This is a genomic window from Pseudomonas sp. P65(2024) (genome assembly GCF_057480955.1).
In genome coordinates this window covers 1-15,858 of record NZ_JBLIYX010000002.1, presented here as the reverse complement: position 1 = coordinate 15,858, position 15,858 = coordinate 1, and the positions used below count along the sequence as shown (strand labels likewise).

General features: G+C 63.7%; 15 protein-coding genes. 12 read left to right on the top strand and 3 right to left on the bottom strand.

Annotated features, from left to right (window positions below):
* From AC25MA_RS02815 to AC25MA_RS02805, 3 genes are read left to right on the top strand one after another with little or no spacing between them, the layout of a single operon-like run.
* Nucleotides 1-984 (top strand): FecCD family ABC transporter permease, encoded by a 984-nt coding sequence (locus AC25MA_RS02815; RefSeq protein ID WP_169740504.1) that lies wholly within the window; start codon nucleotides 1-3, stop codon nucleotides 982-984.
* Complete coding sequence (locus AC25MA_RS02810; protein ID WP_069017547.1) at nucleotides 984-1,751, top strand: heme ABC transporter ATP-binding protein; 768 nt, start codon at nucleotides 984-986, stop codon at nucleotides 1,749-1,751. Before AC25MA_RS02815 ends, AC25MA_RS02810 begins: the two co-directional genes overlap by 1 nt.
* Nucleotides 1,752-1,763: 12 nt before the next feature.
* Complete coding sequence (locus tag AC25MA_RS02805; protein WP_069017548.1) at nucleotides 1,764-2,648, top strand: ChaN family lipoprotein; 885 nt, start codon at nucleotides 1,764-1,766, stop codon at nucleotides 2,646-2,648.
* 171 nt (nucleotides 2,649-2,819) lie between these two features.
* Here the strand turns inward: AC25MA_RS02805 and AC25MA_RS02800 are convergent, their stop codons facing one another.
* The 3 genes from AC25MA_RS02800 to AC25MA_RS02790 all read right to left on the bottom strand — a co-directional run bounded on the left by AC25MA_RS02800 (nucleotide 2,820) and on the right by AC25MA_RS02790 (nucleotide 5,392).
* Nucleotides 2,820-3,098 carry a TfoX/Sxy family protein gene (locus tag AC25MA_RS02800; RefSeq protein WP_028691223.1) on the bottom strand — a complete coding sequence of 93 codons (279 nt, stop codon included), beginning with the start codon at nucleotides 3,096-3,098 and terminating at the stop codon, nucleotides 2,820-2,822.
* A gap of 277 nt (nucleotides 3,099-3,375) precedes the next feature.
* Nucleotides 3,376-3,729 carry a pentapeptide repeat-containing protein gene (locus AC25MA_RS02795; protein ID WP_088851449.1) on the bottom strand — a complete coding sequence of 118 codons (354 nt, stop codon included), beginning with the start codon at nucleotides 3,727-3,729 and terminating at the stop codon, nucleotides 3,376-3,378.
* A gap of 100 nt (nucleotides 3,730-3,829) precedes the next feature.
* Nucleotides 3,830-5,392, bottom strand: coding sequence for a bifunctional aminoglycoside phosphotransferase/ATP-binding protein (locus AC25MA_RS02790; RefSeq protein WP_486971773.1), 1,563 nt, complete (start codon nucleotides 5,390-5,392; stop codon nucleotides 3,830-3,832).
* Between the two features lie 117 nt (nucleotides 5,393-5,509).
* Here AC25MA_RS02790 and mrcB point away from each other — a divergent pair, with 117 nt between their 5' ends.
* The 9 genes from mrcB (at nucleotide 5,510) to msrQ (ending at nucleotide 15,364) form a co-directional block, all read left to right on the top strand.
* The gene (gene mrcB, locus AC25MA_RS02785; RefSeq protein ID WP_486971772.1) at nucleotides 5,510-7,831 is read left to right on the top strand and encodes a penicillin-binding protein 1B; all 2,322 of its coding nucleotides are present in this window, start codon (nucleotides 5,510-5,512) and stop codon (nucleotides 7,829-7,831) included.
* A gap of 26 nt (nucleotides 7,832-7,857) precedes the next feature.
* Nucleotides 7,858-8,637, top strand: coding sequence for a tetratricopeptide repeat protein (locus AC25MA_RS02780; protein WP_028691219.1), 780 nt, complete (start codon nucleotides 7,858-7,860; stop codon nucleotides 8,635-8,637).
* Nucleotides 8,634-8,966, top strand: a complete 333-nt coding sequence (locus AC25MA_RS02775; RefSeq protein WP_069017549.1) for a YqcC family protein — start codon at nucleotides 8,634-8,636, stop codon at nucleotides 8,964-8,966. Before AC25MA_RS02780 ends, AC25MA_RS02775 begins: the two co-directional genes overlap by 4 nt.
* A 407-nt stretch (nucleotides 8,967-9,373) precedes the next feature.
* The gene (locus tag AC25MA_RS02770) at nucleotides 9,374-11,098 is read left to right on the top strand and encodes an acetolactate synthase 3 large subunit (protein WP_028691217.1); all 1,725 of its coding nucleotides are present in this window, start codon (nucleotides 9,374-9,376) and stop codon (nucleotides 11,096-11,098) included.
* Between the two features lies 1 nt (nucleotide 11,099).
* Nucleotides 11,100-11,591 carry an acetolactate synthase small subunit gene (ilvN, locus tag AC25MA_RS02765; protein WP_003250040.1) on the top strand — a complete coding sequence of 164 codons (492 nt, stop codon included), beginning with the start codon at nucleotides 11,100-11,102 and terminating at the stop codon, nucleotides 11,589-11,591.
* Between the two features lie 54 nt (nucleotides 11,592-11,645).
* Nucleotides 11,646-12,662, top strand: coding sequence for a ketol-acid reductoisomerase (gene ilvC, locus AC25MA_RS02760; protein ID WP_028691216.1), 1,017 nt, complete (start codon nucleotides 11,646-11,648; stop codon nucleotides 12,660-12,662).
* 151 nt (nucleotides 12,663-12,813) lie between these two features.
* Nucleotides 12,814-13,665 (top strand): CDP-diacylglycerol--serine O-phosphatidyltransferase, encoded by an 852-nt coding sequence (gene pssA, locus AC25MA_RS02755; protein WP_028691215.1) that lies wholly within the window; start codon nucleotides 12,814-12,816, stop codon nucleotides 13,663-13,665.
* 77 nt (nucleotides 13,666-13,742) lie between these two features.
* Nucleotides 13,743-14,756: a protein-methionine-sulfoxide reductase catalytic subunit MsrP gene (msrP, locus tag AC25MA_RS02750; RefSeq protein WP_028691214.1), complete on the top strand. Its 1,014-nt coding sequence runs from the start codon at nucleotides 13,743-13,745 to the stop codon at nucleotides 14,754-14,756.
* Nucleotides 14,756-15,364: a protein-methionine-sulfoxide reductase heme-binding subunit MsrQ gene (gene msrQ / locus AC25MA_RS02745; protein WP_028691213.1), complete on the top strand. Its 609-nt coding sequence runs from the start codon at nucleotides 14,756-14,758 to the stop codon at nucleotides 15,362-15,364. Before msrP ends, msrQ begins: the two co-directional genes overlap by 1 nt.
* Nucleotides 15,365-15,858 lie beyond the last annotated feature (494 nt).

Sequence of the window (15,858 nt, the reverse complement as noted above, 5' to 3'; positions counted from 1 at the left end):
CTGCTCGCGGTCTGGCTGTCGCTGGCGCTGGGCCCGGTCAGCCTGCCGTTGCTCGATACCCTGCGCGCCGGCCTGCGCCTGGTCGGCTTGCCGGTGCCCGGCGAAGGCCTGGAGCAGGCCGAGATGATCCTCGGCCAGATCCGCCTGCCGCGCACCCTGCTGGGGCTGGCGGTCGGTGCCGTGCTGGCGTTGTCCGGGGTGGCGATGCAGGGGCTGTTCCGCAACCCGCTGGCCGACCCGGGGCTGGTCGGCGTCGCCAGTGGCGCCGCCCTGGGCGCGGCGGTGGCGATCGTCGGCGGCAGTTGGCTGGGGGGCATTCCCGACTGGTTCGCGCCTTACCTGCTGTCGCTCTGCGCCTTCGTCGGTGGGCTGGGCGTGACGGCGATGGTCTACCGCCTGGGGCGGCGTGACGGCCAGACCAATGTGGCCACCATGCTCCTGGCCGGTATCGCGATGACCGCGCTCGGCGGCTCAGCGGTGGGCCTGTTCACCTACCTGGCCGACGATGCCACGCTGCGCACCCTGACGTTCTGGAACCTGGGCAGCCTCAACGGCGCCAGCTATGAGCGGCTATGGCCCCTGCTGCTGGTGGCGGCGGCCGTGGCCCTGTGGCTGCCGCGCCGGGCGCAGGCACTCAACGCCTTGCTATTGGGCGAGTCGGAAGCCCGTCACTTGGGCATCGAGGTCGAAGGGCTCAAGCGCGAACTGGTGTTCTGCACGGCGCTGGGCGTGGGGGCGGCGGTTGCCGCCGCCGGCCTGATCGGTTTCATTGGCCTGGTGGTGCCGCACCTGGTGCGGCTGGTGGCGGGACCGGACCACCGGGTGCTGTTACCGGCCTCGTTGCTGGCGGGCGGTACCCTGCTGCTGTTCGCCGACTTGATCGCGCGCCTGGCCCTGGCCCCGGCGGAATTGCCTATCGGCATTGTCACCGCGTTCATCGGGGCGCCATTCTTCCTGTTCCTGCTGGTGAAGGTGCGCAGCTGATGCTCGACGTCCGAGGGCTGTCTCTCAAGCGTGGTGGCAGCCAAGTGCTGCACGACATCAACCTGACGCTGCGGCCCGGGCAGGTCCTCGGCGTGCTCGGGCCTAACGGTGCCGGCAAGAGCAGCCTGCTCGGCGCCCTGTGTGGCGAACTGGCGCCCAGCGCCGGGCAGGTGCAACTCGATGGTCGCAGCCTTGATGGCTGGCCGGGCCAGGAACGGGCACGGCGACTGGCGGTGTTGCCGCAGGTGTCCAGCCTGGGCTTTGCATTCAGTGTCGAGGAGGTGGTCGGCTTAGGTCGACTGCCCCATGCCAGCGGCCGTCAGCGTGACCGGGAGATCGTCGATGCGGCGCTGGCGGCGGCGGATGCGGGGTATCTGGTCGAGCGCAGCTACCTGGCGCTGTCCGGCGGCGAACGCCAGCGCGTGCATTTGGCGCGGGTGCTGGCCCAGCTGTGGCCTGGCGAGCCCGGCACCACGCTGCTGCTCGACGAGCCCACCTCCGCGCTCGACCCGCTGCACCAGCACACCACGCTGCAGGCGGTGCGCAGCTTCGCCGACCGTGGCGCGGCGGTGCTGGTCATCCTGCATGACCTGAACCTGGCGGCGCGCTACTGTGACCATATCCTGCTGCTGGAACAGGGCCGCTGCCATGCCCTGGACACGCCGCAACAGGTGCTGACGCCAACGGCGCTGCGGGCAGTGTTCGGTATCGATGTCCTGGTCCAGCCGCACCCGGAGCGCGGCCATCCGCTGATCATCACTCGCTAAGAGGCTTGCACCATGCGCCATCCCCTGCTGTCCATCTGTCTGGTGCTGGCGCTGGGTGGTTGCCAGGCGAGCCTGCCACCCGTGCCGGCCTGGCAGGGTACCGAGGGCCGTGCCAACGTCCAGTTGGGGCAGATCATCGAATTGTCCAGCGGCCAGGCCTTGAGTCCCGGGCAGCTGGTCCAGCGCCTGGCCGATGCGCCACGGGTGCTGGTGGGTGAAAAGCACGACAACCCCGACCACCACCGCCTGCAGCTCTGGTTGCTGCGTGCCTTGGAGAGTCGTCGGCCACAGGGCAGCCTGCTGCTGGAAATGCTTGAGCCGCGGCAGCAGGCCCTGGTCGATGCGCAGAAGGGCAAGGTGTCGCCGGCAGCCGACCTGCCCAAGGCCCTCGACTGGCAGCCCGGCTGGAACTGGGCGCTGTACGGGCCGATCGTCCGCGAGGCCCTGGCCCAACCTTACCCGCTGCTGGCCGCTAACCTGTCGCCGGAGGAAGTCCGCCGGGCCTATCGCCAGCCAGCGACACCCCCGGGCGAGCGCTCCAATGCGCCGGCAGTGGTGCAGGCGCTGCTGGCCCAGGTGCGCGCCGGCCACTGCAACCTGCTGCCGGAAAGCCAGCTACCGGCGATGCTGGCGGTGCAGCAGCAGCGTGACCGACGCATCGCCGAGCGGCTGCTGGCCGCGCCACAGCCGGCACTGCTGCTCACCGGCAGCTACCATGCGCGCAAGGACCTGGGCGTGCCCCTGCACCTGGCCGATCTCGGCGCCAATGCCGAGGGCACGGTGCTGTTGCTGGCGGAAGTGGGGGAGGCGGTCGAGCCAGCCATGGCTGACTTCGTCTGGTATACCCCGGCGACGCCGGAGCAGGACTACTGCGCCCAGCTGCGCAAGGCGCACTGAATCGCGGGCAAAAAAAGACCCGGCAAAGTGCCGGGTCAATAACCGTGATTAGCCTGATGAGGAGATAATCTGAGCGTCCGAACCAGGGAGCATTCAGGTTACCCAACCAGTCTCGCGACCAGTTGTGATAATCATAACGATTCTCATTTCGAGGTCAATGTTTTTTGCGAATTATTTTTCGTTTTTCTGTGCCGGGCACTTCGCGTCGAGCTGCTGGTTCAGCGCTTGCTTGCGTTCGGCCGGCAGGTCGTTCCAGTGCATGTCCAGCAGGGCCCCCTCGATGGCGTACAACAACACCTTCGAAGCCCGGAATCCTCGCGTTCTCACGGCTTGATAGGCACCCACCGCGCCGAGCCGGCGCAGGTCCGAAGCACTGTGGATACCGACGGCGTGCAGCCATTGCGCGGAGGTCTTGCCAAGGTTTTTCAGATGCTGCAATTCATCGTTCATCGAGCCTCCTTGCGATGGCTGAACGGGTCGTGGGGATAAATCGCGAGCAGGTCAATGAGGAGTGTAGCGGGGGTTGTGAATAACGCGGCCTTTTGCCATCGGCGCCGACGGGATGCAGTACTTTCGCTGGGTGGGACCCTATGGGAGCGGGTTGCGTGGGAGCGGGCTTGTCCCGCGATGGCGATCGCTGGGGCAGACGCTATCGCGGGGCAAGCCCGCTCCCACGTGTGTCCGCTCCCACAAAGTTCCCATCCACAGCCTGGCGCAGGCCAGGCACTTACCCTTGGCGAGCACTGCGATATCGCATCCGCGTCCCGAACTTCACTGACATCAGGATTTCGTCGGCGCTGAGCTCAGCCGGGAAGTAGGTCCCGGAGATCTGCGCGTGGGCGAGGCTGGCGCCCTCCAGGCCGTTTTCGCGCAGGTCGAGCCCACGCAGGTCAGCGGCGCGAAAGTACGCGTCGGTGAAGTCGATGCCGCGCACATCCAGGGCGCGCAGGTCCAGGCCGCGGAAATCACCGCCTCGAAAGTCGATAGTCGTATCGCTGGGCTTCTCGCGGTTGAACGCCGCGATCTTCTCGTCGCGGATCATCGTGTACAGGACGTTGTCCAGCTGACGGGGCTGATTCATGGCGGCGCCTCCTCCGTGGGGTGTGATGATATTGTAATGACATCACTGGAGGGGCGCCTGACTTCAGGCGTGAACTGTCGACTGCTTCACGCCTTGTGGCTCAAAGGCCGGGCAGGTGCTGGCGGATCTGCTCGATCAGCTGGTCCATGCTGGCGCTTTCCTGGGTGTTCACGCGCTTGCTGTGCTTCTGCTCCTCGGCATCCAGCGGGTCGCGGCTGGCCTGCTGCGCCTGGATCACTTCCAGGGTGGCGTCCGACGGGTCGATGGCTTCGGCCTGGCGCTGGGCCAGCCAGCTGGCGATCACCGCGTCGGGGGCCTGGCAGTCGAGAATCAGGAACGGCACGCCGGTCTCGCTGGCGACGTCCGCCGCCGCCTTGCGCTGGTCATGCTTGAGGTAGGTGGCGTCGAGTACCACCGGGAAACCGGCGTGCAGGATGATCGCCGCCAGCTCATGCAGGCGCTGGTAGGTGGCGATGCTGGCTTCCTTGTCGTAGATGCCCGCCTCGAGCTGGCCCGCGTCGGCCGCCGACTGCTTGCCGAACAGACGCTTGCGCTCCACGTCCGAACGCACGCGCACCGCGCCCAAGGCCTCGACAAGACGCATCGCCACATGGCTCTTGCCCACGGCCGAGACGCCCTGGGTGACGGCCAGCAGGCGCGAAGGGATGGCGCTGTAGCTTTCGGCCAGGTTGGCGTAGTTGCGGTAGGTGCGCAGGGTGGTGGCGCGCTGCACGCCGTCGGCGTCGGGCGACAGGCTGAACAGTGCGACCTTGGCCCGCACCAGGGCGCGGTAGGCCTTGTAGAAGTTCAGCAGTTCCAAGCCTTCGTAGTCACCGGTCAGTTCCAGGTACTGGCTGATGAAGCGTCGCGACAGGCACTTCAGGCCGCGGTCCTCAAGGTCCATGGCCAGGAAGCCGACGTCGGCGTAGACGTCGGTCAGGCGGAACGGCTCGTTGAACTCGATGCAGTCGAAGATCACCACCTTGCCGTCGATCAGGGTGGCGTTGCCCAGGTGGATGTCGCCGTGGCACTCACGGATGAAACCATTGGCCTTGCGCGCCTCGAGCAGGCCGTGCAGGCGCTTGAAGCTGTCCTGGGCCCAGGCCTGCAGGTTGTCCAGTTGCTGCAGGTCGGCCTTGTCGGTCAGGAACGGGCGGATCTGCTCGAAGTTCTGTTCCACCGGCGCCATGACCGCGTCCGGGGTGCCCAACGGATGGTCGACCGGCACTTTCGGCGCCCGCAGGTGGAACTCGGCGATCTGCCGGGCCATCTGGTCGATGTGGCCGGCGTTCAGCTCGCCGTTGGCCTGCAGGGTGCTGAGCATCTGGTTCTGGGGGAACTGGCGCATCTTCAGCGCGTACTCGATCGCCGGGCCTTCGCCGCCGATCTGCGGGGCCTCGACGCTGCCGGTGATAGGCAGCACTTCCAGGTACAGGCCTTCGGTCAGGCGCTGGTTCAGCCGCAGCTCTTCGTTACAAAAATGCCCGCGCTGGTCCAGGCCGGTGAAGTCGAGGAAGCCGAAGTTCATGGGCTTCTTGATCTTGTAGGCGTACTCGCCGGTGAGCAAAACCCAGGAGATGTGCGTCTCGATGAGCTGGAAGCCCGCAACCGGGTGCGGATAGAGGGCGGGGTTCTGCAGCGCGCTGATCAGGGCTTGGCTCACGGATCATCCTTCAGGAGTCAGGGAATTCGAATCGGACATTATGGTCAATGGTGCCGTCCCTGCAAACCGCCGAGGGGCGTCTGCCCCCCTTTTCCAAAGTGCGTATAATCCGCCGCCATGACACGTACCCGAAATTCCCGCACCCCTAAAAAACGCCCGACCGGCCGCGCCCGCGCCTGGCTGGGCTGGGCACTCAAGCTCAGCCTGGTCGGCCTGGTGGTGATCGCCGGCTTCGCGGTCTACCTCGATGCCACCGTCCAGGAGAAGTTCTCCGGCAAGCGCTGGACCATCCCGGCCAAGGTGTATGCCCGGCCGCTGGAGCTGTTCGTTGGCCAGAAGCTGAGCAAGAACGACTTCCTCACCGAACTCGATGCCCTGGGCTATCGCCGCGAAGGCGTGGCCAATGGCCCGGGCGCCGCGTCGGTCAACGGCAACAACGTCGACCTCAACACCCGTGGCTTCCAGTTCTATGAGGGCATGGAGCCGGCGCAGTTCGTGCGTGTGCGCTTTTCCGGCGACTATGTCGCGGGCTTGAGCGGCGCCAATGGCGGCAAGCTCGACGTGGTACGCCTGGAGCCGCTGATGATCGGCGGCATCTACCCGAAGAACCTTGAAGACCGCATCCTGATCAAGATCGACCAGGTCCCGCCCTACCTGGTGGAAACCCTGATCGCCACCGAAGACCGCGACTTCTACAGCCACTTCGGCGTGTCACCCAAGTCCATTGCCCGGGCGGTGTGGGTCAACACCTCCTCCGGCGCCATGCGCCAGGGCGGCAGTACCCTGACCCAGCAGTTGGTGAAGAATTTCTTCCTGACCAACGAGCGCAGCCTCAGCCGCAAGCTGACCGAGGCGATGATGTCGCTGCTTCTGGAACTGCACTATGACAAGCGCGAGATCCTCGAGGCCTACCTGAACGAAGTGTTCATCGGCCAGGACGGCCAGCGCGCGGTGCACGGCTTCGGTCTGGCCAGCCAGTTCTTCTTCAGCCAGCCGCTGCAGGAGCTCAAGCTGCACCAGATCGCCCTGCTGGTGGGCATGGTCAAGGGCCCGTCCTACTACAACCCGCGCCGCTACCCCGAGCGCGCCCTGCAACGGCGCAACCTGGTGCTCGACCTGCTCGCCGAGCAGGGCGTGGCCACGCAGGAGGTGGTCGACGCGGCGAAGAAGATGCCGCTGGGCGTGACCAAGCGCGGCAGCCTGGCCGACAGCTCGTTCCCGGCCTTCCTCGACCTGGTCAAGCGTCAGCTGCGCCAGGACTACCGCGATGAAGACCTCACCGAAGAAGGCCTGCGCATTTTCACCAGTTTCGACCCGATCCTGCAGATGAAGGCCGAGACCGCCATGAGCGAGACCTTCAAGCGCCTTGCCGGGCGCAAGGGTGCCGACGAAGTGGAATCGGCCATGGTCGTCACCAACCCCGAGACCGGTGAAGTGCAGGCATTGATCGGCAGCCGCCAGTCGGGTTTCGCCGGTTTCAACCGCGCCATCGACGCCGTGCGGCCGATTGGCTCGCTGGTCAAGCCGGCGGTCTACCTGACCGCGCTGGAGCAACCGAGCAAGTTCACCCTGACCAGCTGGGTGCAGGACGAGCCGTTCTCGGTCAAGGGCGGCGACGGCCAGGTGTGGCGTCCGCAGAACTACGATCGCCGCCCTCACGGCACCATCTACCTGTACCAGGGCCTGGCTAATTCCTACAACCTGTCGACCGCCAAGCTCGGCCTTGAAGTCGGCGTGCCCAACGTGATCAAGACCATCGGTCGGCTTGGCGTGCAGGTCGACTGGCCGGCGTTCCCATCGATGCTGCTGGGCGCCGGCGGCATGTCGCCGATGCAGGTGGCGACCATGTACCAGACCATCGCCAACGGTGGCTTCAACACGCCGATGCGCGGTATCCGCAGCGTGCTCACCGCCGAAGGCGAGCCGCTCAAGCGCTACCCGTTCCAGATCCAGCAGACCTTCGATCCGGGTTCGATCTACCTGGTGCAGAACGCCATGCAGCGGGTGATGCGCGAAGGCACCGGTCGCTCGGTCTACAGCGTGCTGCCGAGCTCGCTGACCCTGGCGGGCAAGACCGGTACCAGCAACGACTCGCGCGACAGCTGGTTCTCCGGCTTCAGCCAGGACCTGCTGGCGGTGGTCTGGCTGGGCCGCGACGACAACGGCAAGACGCCGTTCACCGGTGCCACCGGCGCGCTGCAGGTGTGGACCAGCTTCATGAAGAAGGCCGACCCGCTGCCGCTGGACATGCCGCAGCCGGACAACGTGGTGCAGGCCTGGATCGATCCATACAGCGGCCAGGGTTCCGACGGCAGCTGTCCGGGAGCGGTGCAGATGCCGTATATTCGTGGCAGTGAACCACCCGCTGGCGCCACCTGTGGTGGCGAGCAGAACCCGGCCGAAGAGGTGATGGACTGGGTCAAGGGCTGGATGAATTGAGCGCGAGCTTCTGAAGAGGGTGTGAAGTGAACAAGTGGTGGATTCCTGCCGTGGCGGCAGTGACCGTGCTGCACGGCTGTGCCAGCGTCCCGCGTGGCAACATTCCGGTGGTCGATTCGAGCACCCGGGTCTCCAACAGCGAGCGCGTCTCGGCCAACCGCACGTCGGCCTATCCGACCAGCGGTGGCAGCAGCCAGGCCCAGTCATTGCCGGAAGACTCCGGCGTCACCGTGATGATCCCGCAAGGGACCGGCGGCGCGCCGATCCAGTCGTTCCCGGCAGGCACCGGGCCGGCGCCGATCAGCACCGGCCCGATCACCCCGGGCCCGGTCAGCAGCGGCCCGATCACGACCAACCCCAACCCGATCGCCGACGAACCGTTCGATATCGCCTCGATGAGCAATCCGGCGCCGGTGACCAGTGCCCCGACCGGTATCCCGCGTGGCAACACGTCCGGCGGCGGCCTGTCCGCCGACGAACAGCTCGACGGCCCGGTGCTGGCGCTGCTGACCACCGCCCAGCAGCAGCAGGGCAGTGGCGACTTCAACGGCGCCGCGTCGAGCCTGGAGCGTGCCCAGCGCATCGCCCCGCGTGAGCCGCAGGTGCTGTTCCGCCTGGCTCAGGTGCGCCTGTCCCAGGGCGATGCGGCGCAGTCCGAGCAACTGGCACGCCGTGCGCTGACCTACGCCAACGGTCGCCCAGACCTGCAGGCCCAGCTGTGGAACACCATCGCCCAGGCCCGCGAGAAGCAAGGTGACAGCGCAGGTGCCGCCCTGGCGCGGCAGAAGGCGCGGGTCAACCTGTGATGGAGCAGCGCATCCTCGATATCGCCGACCACTTGCTGCTGATCGAGCGCGAGCTCAAGGTCCAAGGTTGGTGGAGTGATGCCACGCCCAGCGCCGAGGCGCTGGCCAGCGTGGTGCCGTTCGCCGTCGACAGCATGGCCTTCGAGCAGTGGCTGCAGTGGATCTTCCTGCCGCGGATGAAACTGATTCTCGAGCACGGTCACCCGCTGCCCAATGCCTCGGGCATCCTGGTCATGGCCGAGACGGTGTTTGTCGACCGTCCGGAACAAAGCCGCGAGCTACGGCGCCTGTTGGCAGCATTCGACCATTTGATCAGCCCCTCCGCCTGATTTCTTCTCTTTTTCCATCAAGGGCCGCAGATTGTGGCCCTTTTTTATGAAAATCTTCTTATATCTGCTGCTGCCGGCCTTTTTAGTGGTGGCGGAGATTCATCTTGCGGAAAAATTGGCAATAATTTCTCTTGACTTGTGCGCGCCGAATCACAAGAATCCAGATTCCGCTGTAGAGGGACTGCCAGAAGCAGACCCGCTAAGCAGATCATGAGGCGCACACCCGCGCCGACTTGTAACACCCCGCAACGCGTTACCTCGCGCTGGGTGGGAAGGCCCGCAACACACCAGGGCACTCCCAATACTTGCTCAGTCAGTGCTGACGTTCGCTCATGCTCTGCTTGGCAGTAAACCTATTAAGACCCGCTCAGTGAGGGCGGTATTCTGGCGTTTTAGAGGTGAACAACGTGGAGCTTTTATCTGGCGCTGAGATGGTCGTCCGCTTCTTGCGTGACGAAGGCGTTAAGCACATCTACGGGTACCCTGGCGGTGCTCTCCTTCATGTTTACGATGCCCTGTTCAAGGAACCGGAAGTCCAGCACATCCTGGTCCGTCACGAGCAGGCTGCCACCCATATGGCGGACGGTTACGCCCGTGCCACCGGCAAGGCCGGCGTGGTCCTGGTGACTTCCGGTCCGGGCGCGACCAATGCCATTACCGGCATTGCCACCGCCTACATGGATTCCATTCCGATGGTCATCCTGTCTGGCCAGGTGCCCAGCACCATGGTCGGCACCGACGCGTTCCAGGAAACCGACATGATCGGTATCTCCCGGCCGATCGTGAAGCACAGCTTCATGATCAAGCACGCCTCGGAAATCCCCGAAGTCCTGAAAAAAGCCTTCTATCTTGCGCAGTCCGGCCGTCCCGGCCCGGTGGTGGTCGATATTCCCAAAGATATGACCAACCCGGCCGAGAAGTTCGAGTACATCTACCCGAAAAAGGTCAAGTTGCGTTCGTATAGCCCGGCTGTTCGTGGTCACTCCGGGCAGATCCGCAAGGCGGCCGAGATGCTCCTGGCGGCCAAGCGCCCGATCGTCTACTCCGGTGGTGGCGTGATCCTCGGCGGCGGCTCCGAAGCCCTCACCGAAATCGCCAAGTCGCTGAACCTGCCGGTCACCAACACCTTGATGGGCCTCGGCGGCTTCCCGGGCACCGATCGCCAGTTCCTCGGCATGCTCGGCATGCACGGCAGCTACACCGCCAACATGGCCATGCACCACGCCGACGTGATCTTCGCCGTCGGCGCGCGGTTCGACGACCGCGTGGTTAACGGCCCGGCCAAGTTCTGCCCGAACGCCAAGATCATCCACATCGACATCGACCCGGCGTCGATCTCCAAGATGATCAAGGCCGATGTGCCGATCGTCGGCCCGGTCGAGAGCGTGTTGAGCGAGATGCTCACCATCCTCAAGGAGATCGGCGAGCAACCCGACAAGGCGGCGCTGGATGCCTGGTGGAAGCAGATCGACGAATGGCGCGGCGACGGTGCACTGTTCCCCTACGACAAGGGCGACGGCAACCTCATCAAGCCGCAGCAGGTGATCGAGACCCTGTGCGAAGTGACAAAAGGCGATGCCTTCGTCACCTCCGACGTGGGCCAGCACCAGATGTTCGCGGCCCAGTACTATCGCTTCAACAAACCCAACCGCTGGATCAACTCCGGTGGCCTGGGCACCATGGGCTTCGGTTTCCCGGCGGCCATGGGCATCAAGCTCAACTTCCCTGACCAGGACGTGGCCTGCGTCACCGGTGAAGGCAGCATCCAGATGAACATCCAGGAACTGTCCACCTGCATGCAGTACGGCCTGCCGGTGAAGATCGTGAACTTGAACAACGGTGTGCTGGGCATGGTCCGCCAATGGCAGGACATGGCCTACAACGGTCGCCACTCGCACTCCTACGTCGAGTCGCTGCCGGACTTCGTCAAGCTGGCCGAGGCCTATGGCCATGTGGGCATCCGCATCACCAGCCTGAAGGACCTCAAGCCGAAGCTGGAAGAGGCTTTCGCGATGAAGGACCGCCTGGTGTTCATCGACATCGCGGTCGACCGGACCGAGCACGTCTATCCGATGCAGATCAAGGACGGCTCGATGCGTGACATGTGGCTGAGCAAGACGGAGCGTACCTGATATGCGGCACATCATCTCCCTGCTGCTGGAAAACGAACCCGGTGCCTTGTCTCGCGTGGTCGGTCTGTTCTCCCAGCGCAACTACAACATTGAAAGCCTGACCGTGGCACCGACCGAAGACCCGACCTTGTCGCGTCTGACGCTGACCACCGTTGGCCATGACGAGGTGATCGAGCAGATCACCAAGAACCTGAACAAGCTGGTCGAAGTGGTCAAGCTTGTGGACCTGTCGGAAAGCGCCCACATCGAGCGCGAACTGATGCTGGTCAAGGTCAAGGCCACCGGTGCCCAGCGCGCCGAAATCAAGCGCACCACGGATATCTTCCGTGGCCAGATCGTCGACGTGACCGCCAGCGTGTACACCGTGCAGCTGAGCGGCACCAGCGACAAGCTGGACAGCTTCATCCAGGCCATCGGCACCGCATCGATTCTCGAAACCGTGCGCAGTGGCGTCACCGGCATTGCCCGTGGCGACAAAGTGCTCAGCATCTAACTTCAAAAACTAGCGATGGCTCCGCTGGGGCCGAGATATAACAGGGGTATTTTCATGAAAGTTTTCTACGACAAAGACTGCGACCTTTCCATCATCCAGGGCAAGAAAGTCGCCATCATCGGTTACGGTTCGCAAGGTCACGCCCAGGCGTGCAACCTGAAGGACTCCGGTGTGGACGTTACCGTCGGTCTGCGTAAAGGGTCGGCCACCGTTGCCAAGGCAGAAGCCCACGGCCTGAAAGTGGCTGACGTGGCTACCGCCGTCGCCGCTGCCGACCTGGTCATGATCCTCACCCCGGACGAATTCCAGGGCCAGCTGTACAAGAACGAGATCGAGCCGAACATCAAGAAGGGCGCCACCCTGGCCTTCTCCCACGGCTTCTCGATCCACTACAACCAGGTCGTTCCGCGTGCCGACCTCGACGTGATCATGATCGCGCCGAAGGCCCCGGGCCACACCGTGCGCTCCGAGTTCGTCAAGGGCGGCGGCATCCCTGACCTGATCGCTGTCTACCAGGACGCCTCGGGCAACGCCAAGAACGTCGCCCTGTCCTACGCCGCTGGCGTCGGTGGCGGCCGTACCGGCATCATCGAAACCACCTTCAAGGACGAGACCGAAACCGACCTGTTCGGTGAGCAGGCCGTTCTGTGCGGCGGTACCGTGGAACTGGTCAAGGCCGGTTTCGAGACCCTGGTCGAAGCGGGCTACGCCCCGGAAATGGCCTACTTCGAGTGCCTGCACGAGCTGAAGCTGATCGTCGACCTCATGTACGAAGGCGGTATCGCCAACATGAACTACTCGATCTCCAACAACGCCGAGTACGGTGAGTACGTCACCGGCCCAGAAGTCATCAACGAAGAATCCCGCAAGGCCATGCGCAATGCCCTCAAGCGCATCCAGGACGGCGAGTACGCGAAGATGTTCATCAGCGAAGGCGCCACCAACTATCCTTCGATGACCGCCAAGCGTCGCAACAACGCCGCCCACGGCATCGAAATCATCGGCGAGCAACTGCGTTCGATGATGCCTTGGATCTCGGCCAACAAGATCGTCGACAAGACCAAGAACTGAGTCTTGCGTCGATAAATGAAAAACGCGGCTTCGGCCGCGTTTTTTCGTTTGCGCGGTCAGCTTCTGGTATAAAGCGACCAGTGGCTCGCTGTTAGAACGGTTTTGCCGAGCCCATGTCGAACATATTCCACCCTGTTGCAAGGTACTTTTCATGAGCGAACGTCCCGAAGAGCCGAACAAGCCCTCCGACGCCGAAAGCCTGCTACCTGTCGATGAGCACGTTGAAGAAGGTCACGACGCCGAAGGGCGCAAGGTGCGTCACCGCGGTATCTATCTGCTGCCCAACCTGTTCACCACCGCGAACCTGTTCGCCGGCTTCTATTCCATCATCAGCTCGATGAGCGCGCAGAGCGCCCTGAGCGCGGGTGATCCACGGGAGGCGAGCAAGTATTTCGCCTTCGCCGCCATCGCGATCTTCGTCGCCATGGTCCTCGACGGCCTCGATGGCCGCGTGGCCCGCATGACCAATACGCAAAGTGCCTTCGGCGCCGAGTACGACTCGCTGTCGGACATGGTCGCCTTCGGCGTGGCCCCGGCGTTGCTGGCGTTCGGCTGGGCCCTGGGGGACATGGGCAAGGTCGGCTGGATGGTCGCCTTCATCTATGTGGCCGGCGCCGCGCTGCGCCTGGCGCGTTTCAACACCCAGGTCGGCACCGCCGACAAGCGCTACTTCATCGGCCTGGCCAGCCCGGCGGCGGCCGGCGTGGTGGCTGGTACCGTCTGGGCGTTCAGCGACTACGGCATCCAGGGCTCCAAGCTGTCGTTCCTGGTGGCGCTGCTGGTGGCGGCCGCGGGCATGCTGATGGTCAGCAACATCAAGTACAACAGCTTCAAGGAACTCGACCTCAAGGGGCGCGTGCCCTTCGTCGCCATCCTCGCCGTGGTGCTGGTGTTCGCCGTGGTGTTCAGCGATCCGCCGCGCATCCTGCTGCTGATCTTCCTTGCCTATGCTGCATCGGGGCCGATCCAGTTCCTGTTGCGGGCGCGCCGTCGTAAATCCTGACAAGGATTTAATCGCGGAATAACCTGCAGGCTCCATAGTCTTACGTGTACATCAGTGACCCGTACTGTGGAGCCGCCATGCTCATCAAGCTTCCCCGACCATCCGACTGCAAAGCCTCGGAGATCACCCCCGAATCCATCTACTTCTCCCGTCGCACCTTGCTAGGCGCAGGCCTGGCGGGCGTGGCCCTGGGCGCGTTGCCGCGGTTGGGCGCGGCTGCCGAGGTGTCCCGCTATGCCGATGTCGAGGGCGGTGCCGCCCCCGGCTGGTTCAGCGACAAGCTGGTCAGCACCCGCTGGCAGGCGGTCACCGTCAGTGGCGAAGCGATCACGCCGTTCAAGGACGCCACCCACTACAACAACTTCTATGAGTTCGGCCCCGACAAGGGCGATCCGGCGGCCAATGCCGGCGGTCTGAAGACCGAACCCTGGAGCCTGGTGGTCGATGGTGAGGTGGCCAAGCCCGGGCGCTATGCGCTGGAGGACTTCATCAAGCCTTACCAGCTCGAGGAGCGGATCTACCGCCTGCGCTGCGTGGAGGCCTGGTCGATGGTGATTCCCTGGTTGGGCTTCCCCTTGGCGCAGGTGCTCAAACAGGTCGAGCCTACCTCGAAGGCGCGCTACATCCGTTTCGAAACCCTGGAAGACCCCAAGAGCATGCCCGGCCAGCGTTCCGGCTTCGCCCTGATCAACTGGCCGTATGTGGAGGGCTTGCGCCTGGATGAGGCGATGAACCCGTTGGCGATTCTGGCTGTGGGCATGTATGGCCGCGAGCTGCCCAACCAGAACGGCGCGCCGCTGCGCCTGGTGGTGCCATGGAAGTACGGATTCAAGAGCATCAAGTCGATCGTGCGCATCAGCCTGGTGGCGGAGCAGCCGCAGACCACCTGGCAGGGGCTGGCGCCGGACGAATACGGCTTCTATGCCAACGTCAACCCGACGGTCGACCACCCGCGCTGGACCCAGGCGCGGGAGCGCCGCTTGCCCAGCGGGCTGTTCAGTCCCAATGTGCGCGATACGCTGATGTTCAACGGCTATGCCGATGAAGTGGCGTCGCTCTATACCGGTCTCGACCTGCGGAAGAACTACTGATGCGCTATCCCTGGTTTCGCCTGGCGATCTTCGTCGTGGGGTGCCTGTTTCCACTGTGGTGGTTCTATGAAGCTGCCATGGGGCTGCTTGGGCCGGATCCTGGGAAGATCATGATGGACCGACTTGGTTTGGGGGCGTTGGTGTTTTTGCTTATCACCCTGGGCATGACGCCGCTGCAGCGGCTGACGGGGTGGTCGGGGTGGATTGTGGTGCGGCGCCAGCTGGGGCTGTGGTGCTTTGCTTATATAGTCCTGCACATGACGGCGTACATGGTGTTCATCCTGGGGCTGGATTGGGGGCAGTTCGGCGTCGAGCTGCGCAAGCGGCCCTACATCATTGTTGGCGCCTTGGGTTTCCTTGGCCTGCTGGCGCTTGCGGTTACCTCCAACCGTTACAGCCAGCGGCGCCTGGGGGCGCGGTGGAAAAAGCTGCACAGGCTGGTCTATGTGATTCTCGGGCTGGGGCTGTTGCACTTCCTGTGGATCGTGCGCTCGGACCTGAAGGAATGGGCGGTGTATGCCGCTATCGGAGTCTTGCTGCTGGTGCTGCGCATTCCCCCGGTATGGCGGCGTGTTCCACGATTGATGGGGCGGGGGAGGGCGGCCTGAAATCTTTCTTTAATAAAAGCTTGACGCCCTCTCAGATTCCCTTACAATGCGCCCCACTTCCAGCGACATCGGAACGAAAAACTCCTTGAATATCAATGAGTTGATTGTTGAAGAGGGTGGCGGAGGTGCTTCGATCATCTGATCGGCAGCGGTGAAAAAGGCAGTTGACAGCAGGTTGTAACGCTGTATGATTCGCCTCCCGCTACGAGAGATCGCAGCGAGTCAAGTGTTTGAAGTGAAACGAGTTCTTCGTTAAAAACCTCAAAATAAACGCTTGACAGCAAATGAGGAAAGCGTAGAATGCGCGCCTCGGTTGAGACGAAACGCTCTCAGCCAAACGCTCTTTAACAAATTGAATCAAGCAATTCGTGTGGGTGCTTGTGAGTACGGACTGGTAGTCGCCAAGATTATCAGCATCACAAGTGGCCATGCGAGAAATCACATAGTCATTTGAGATTGCTGAGCCAAGTTTAGGGTTTCTTAAAAACCCAAGC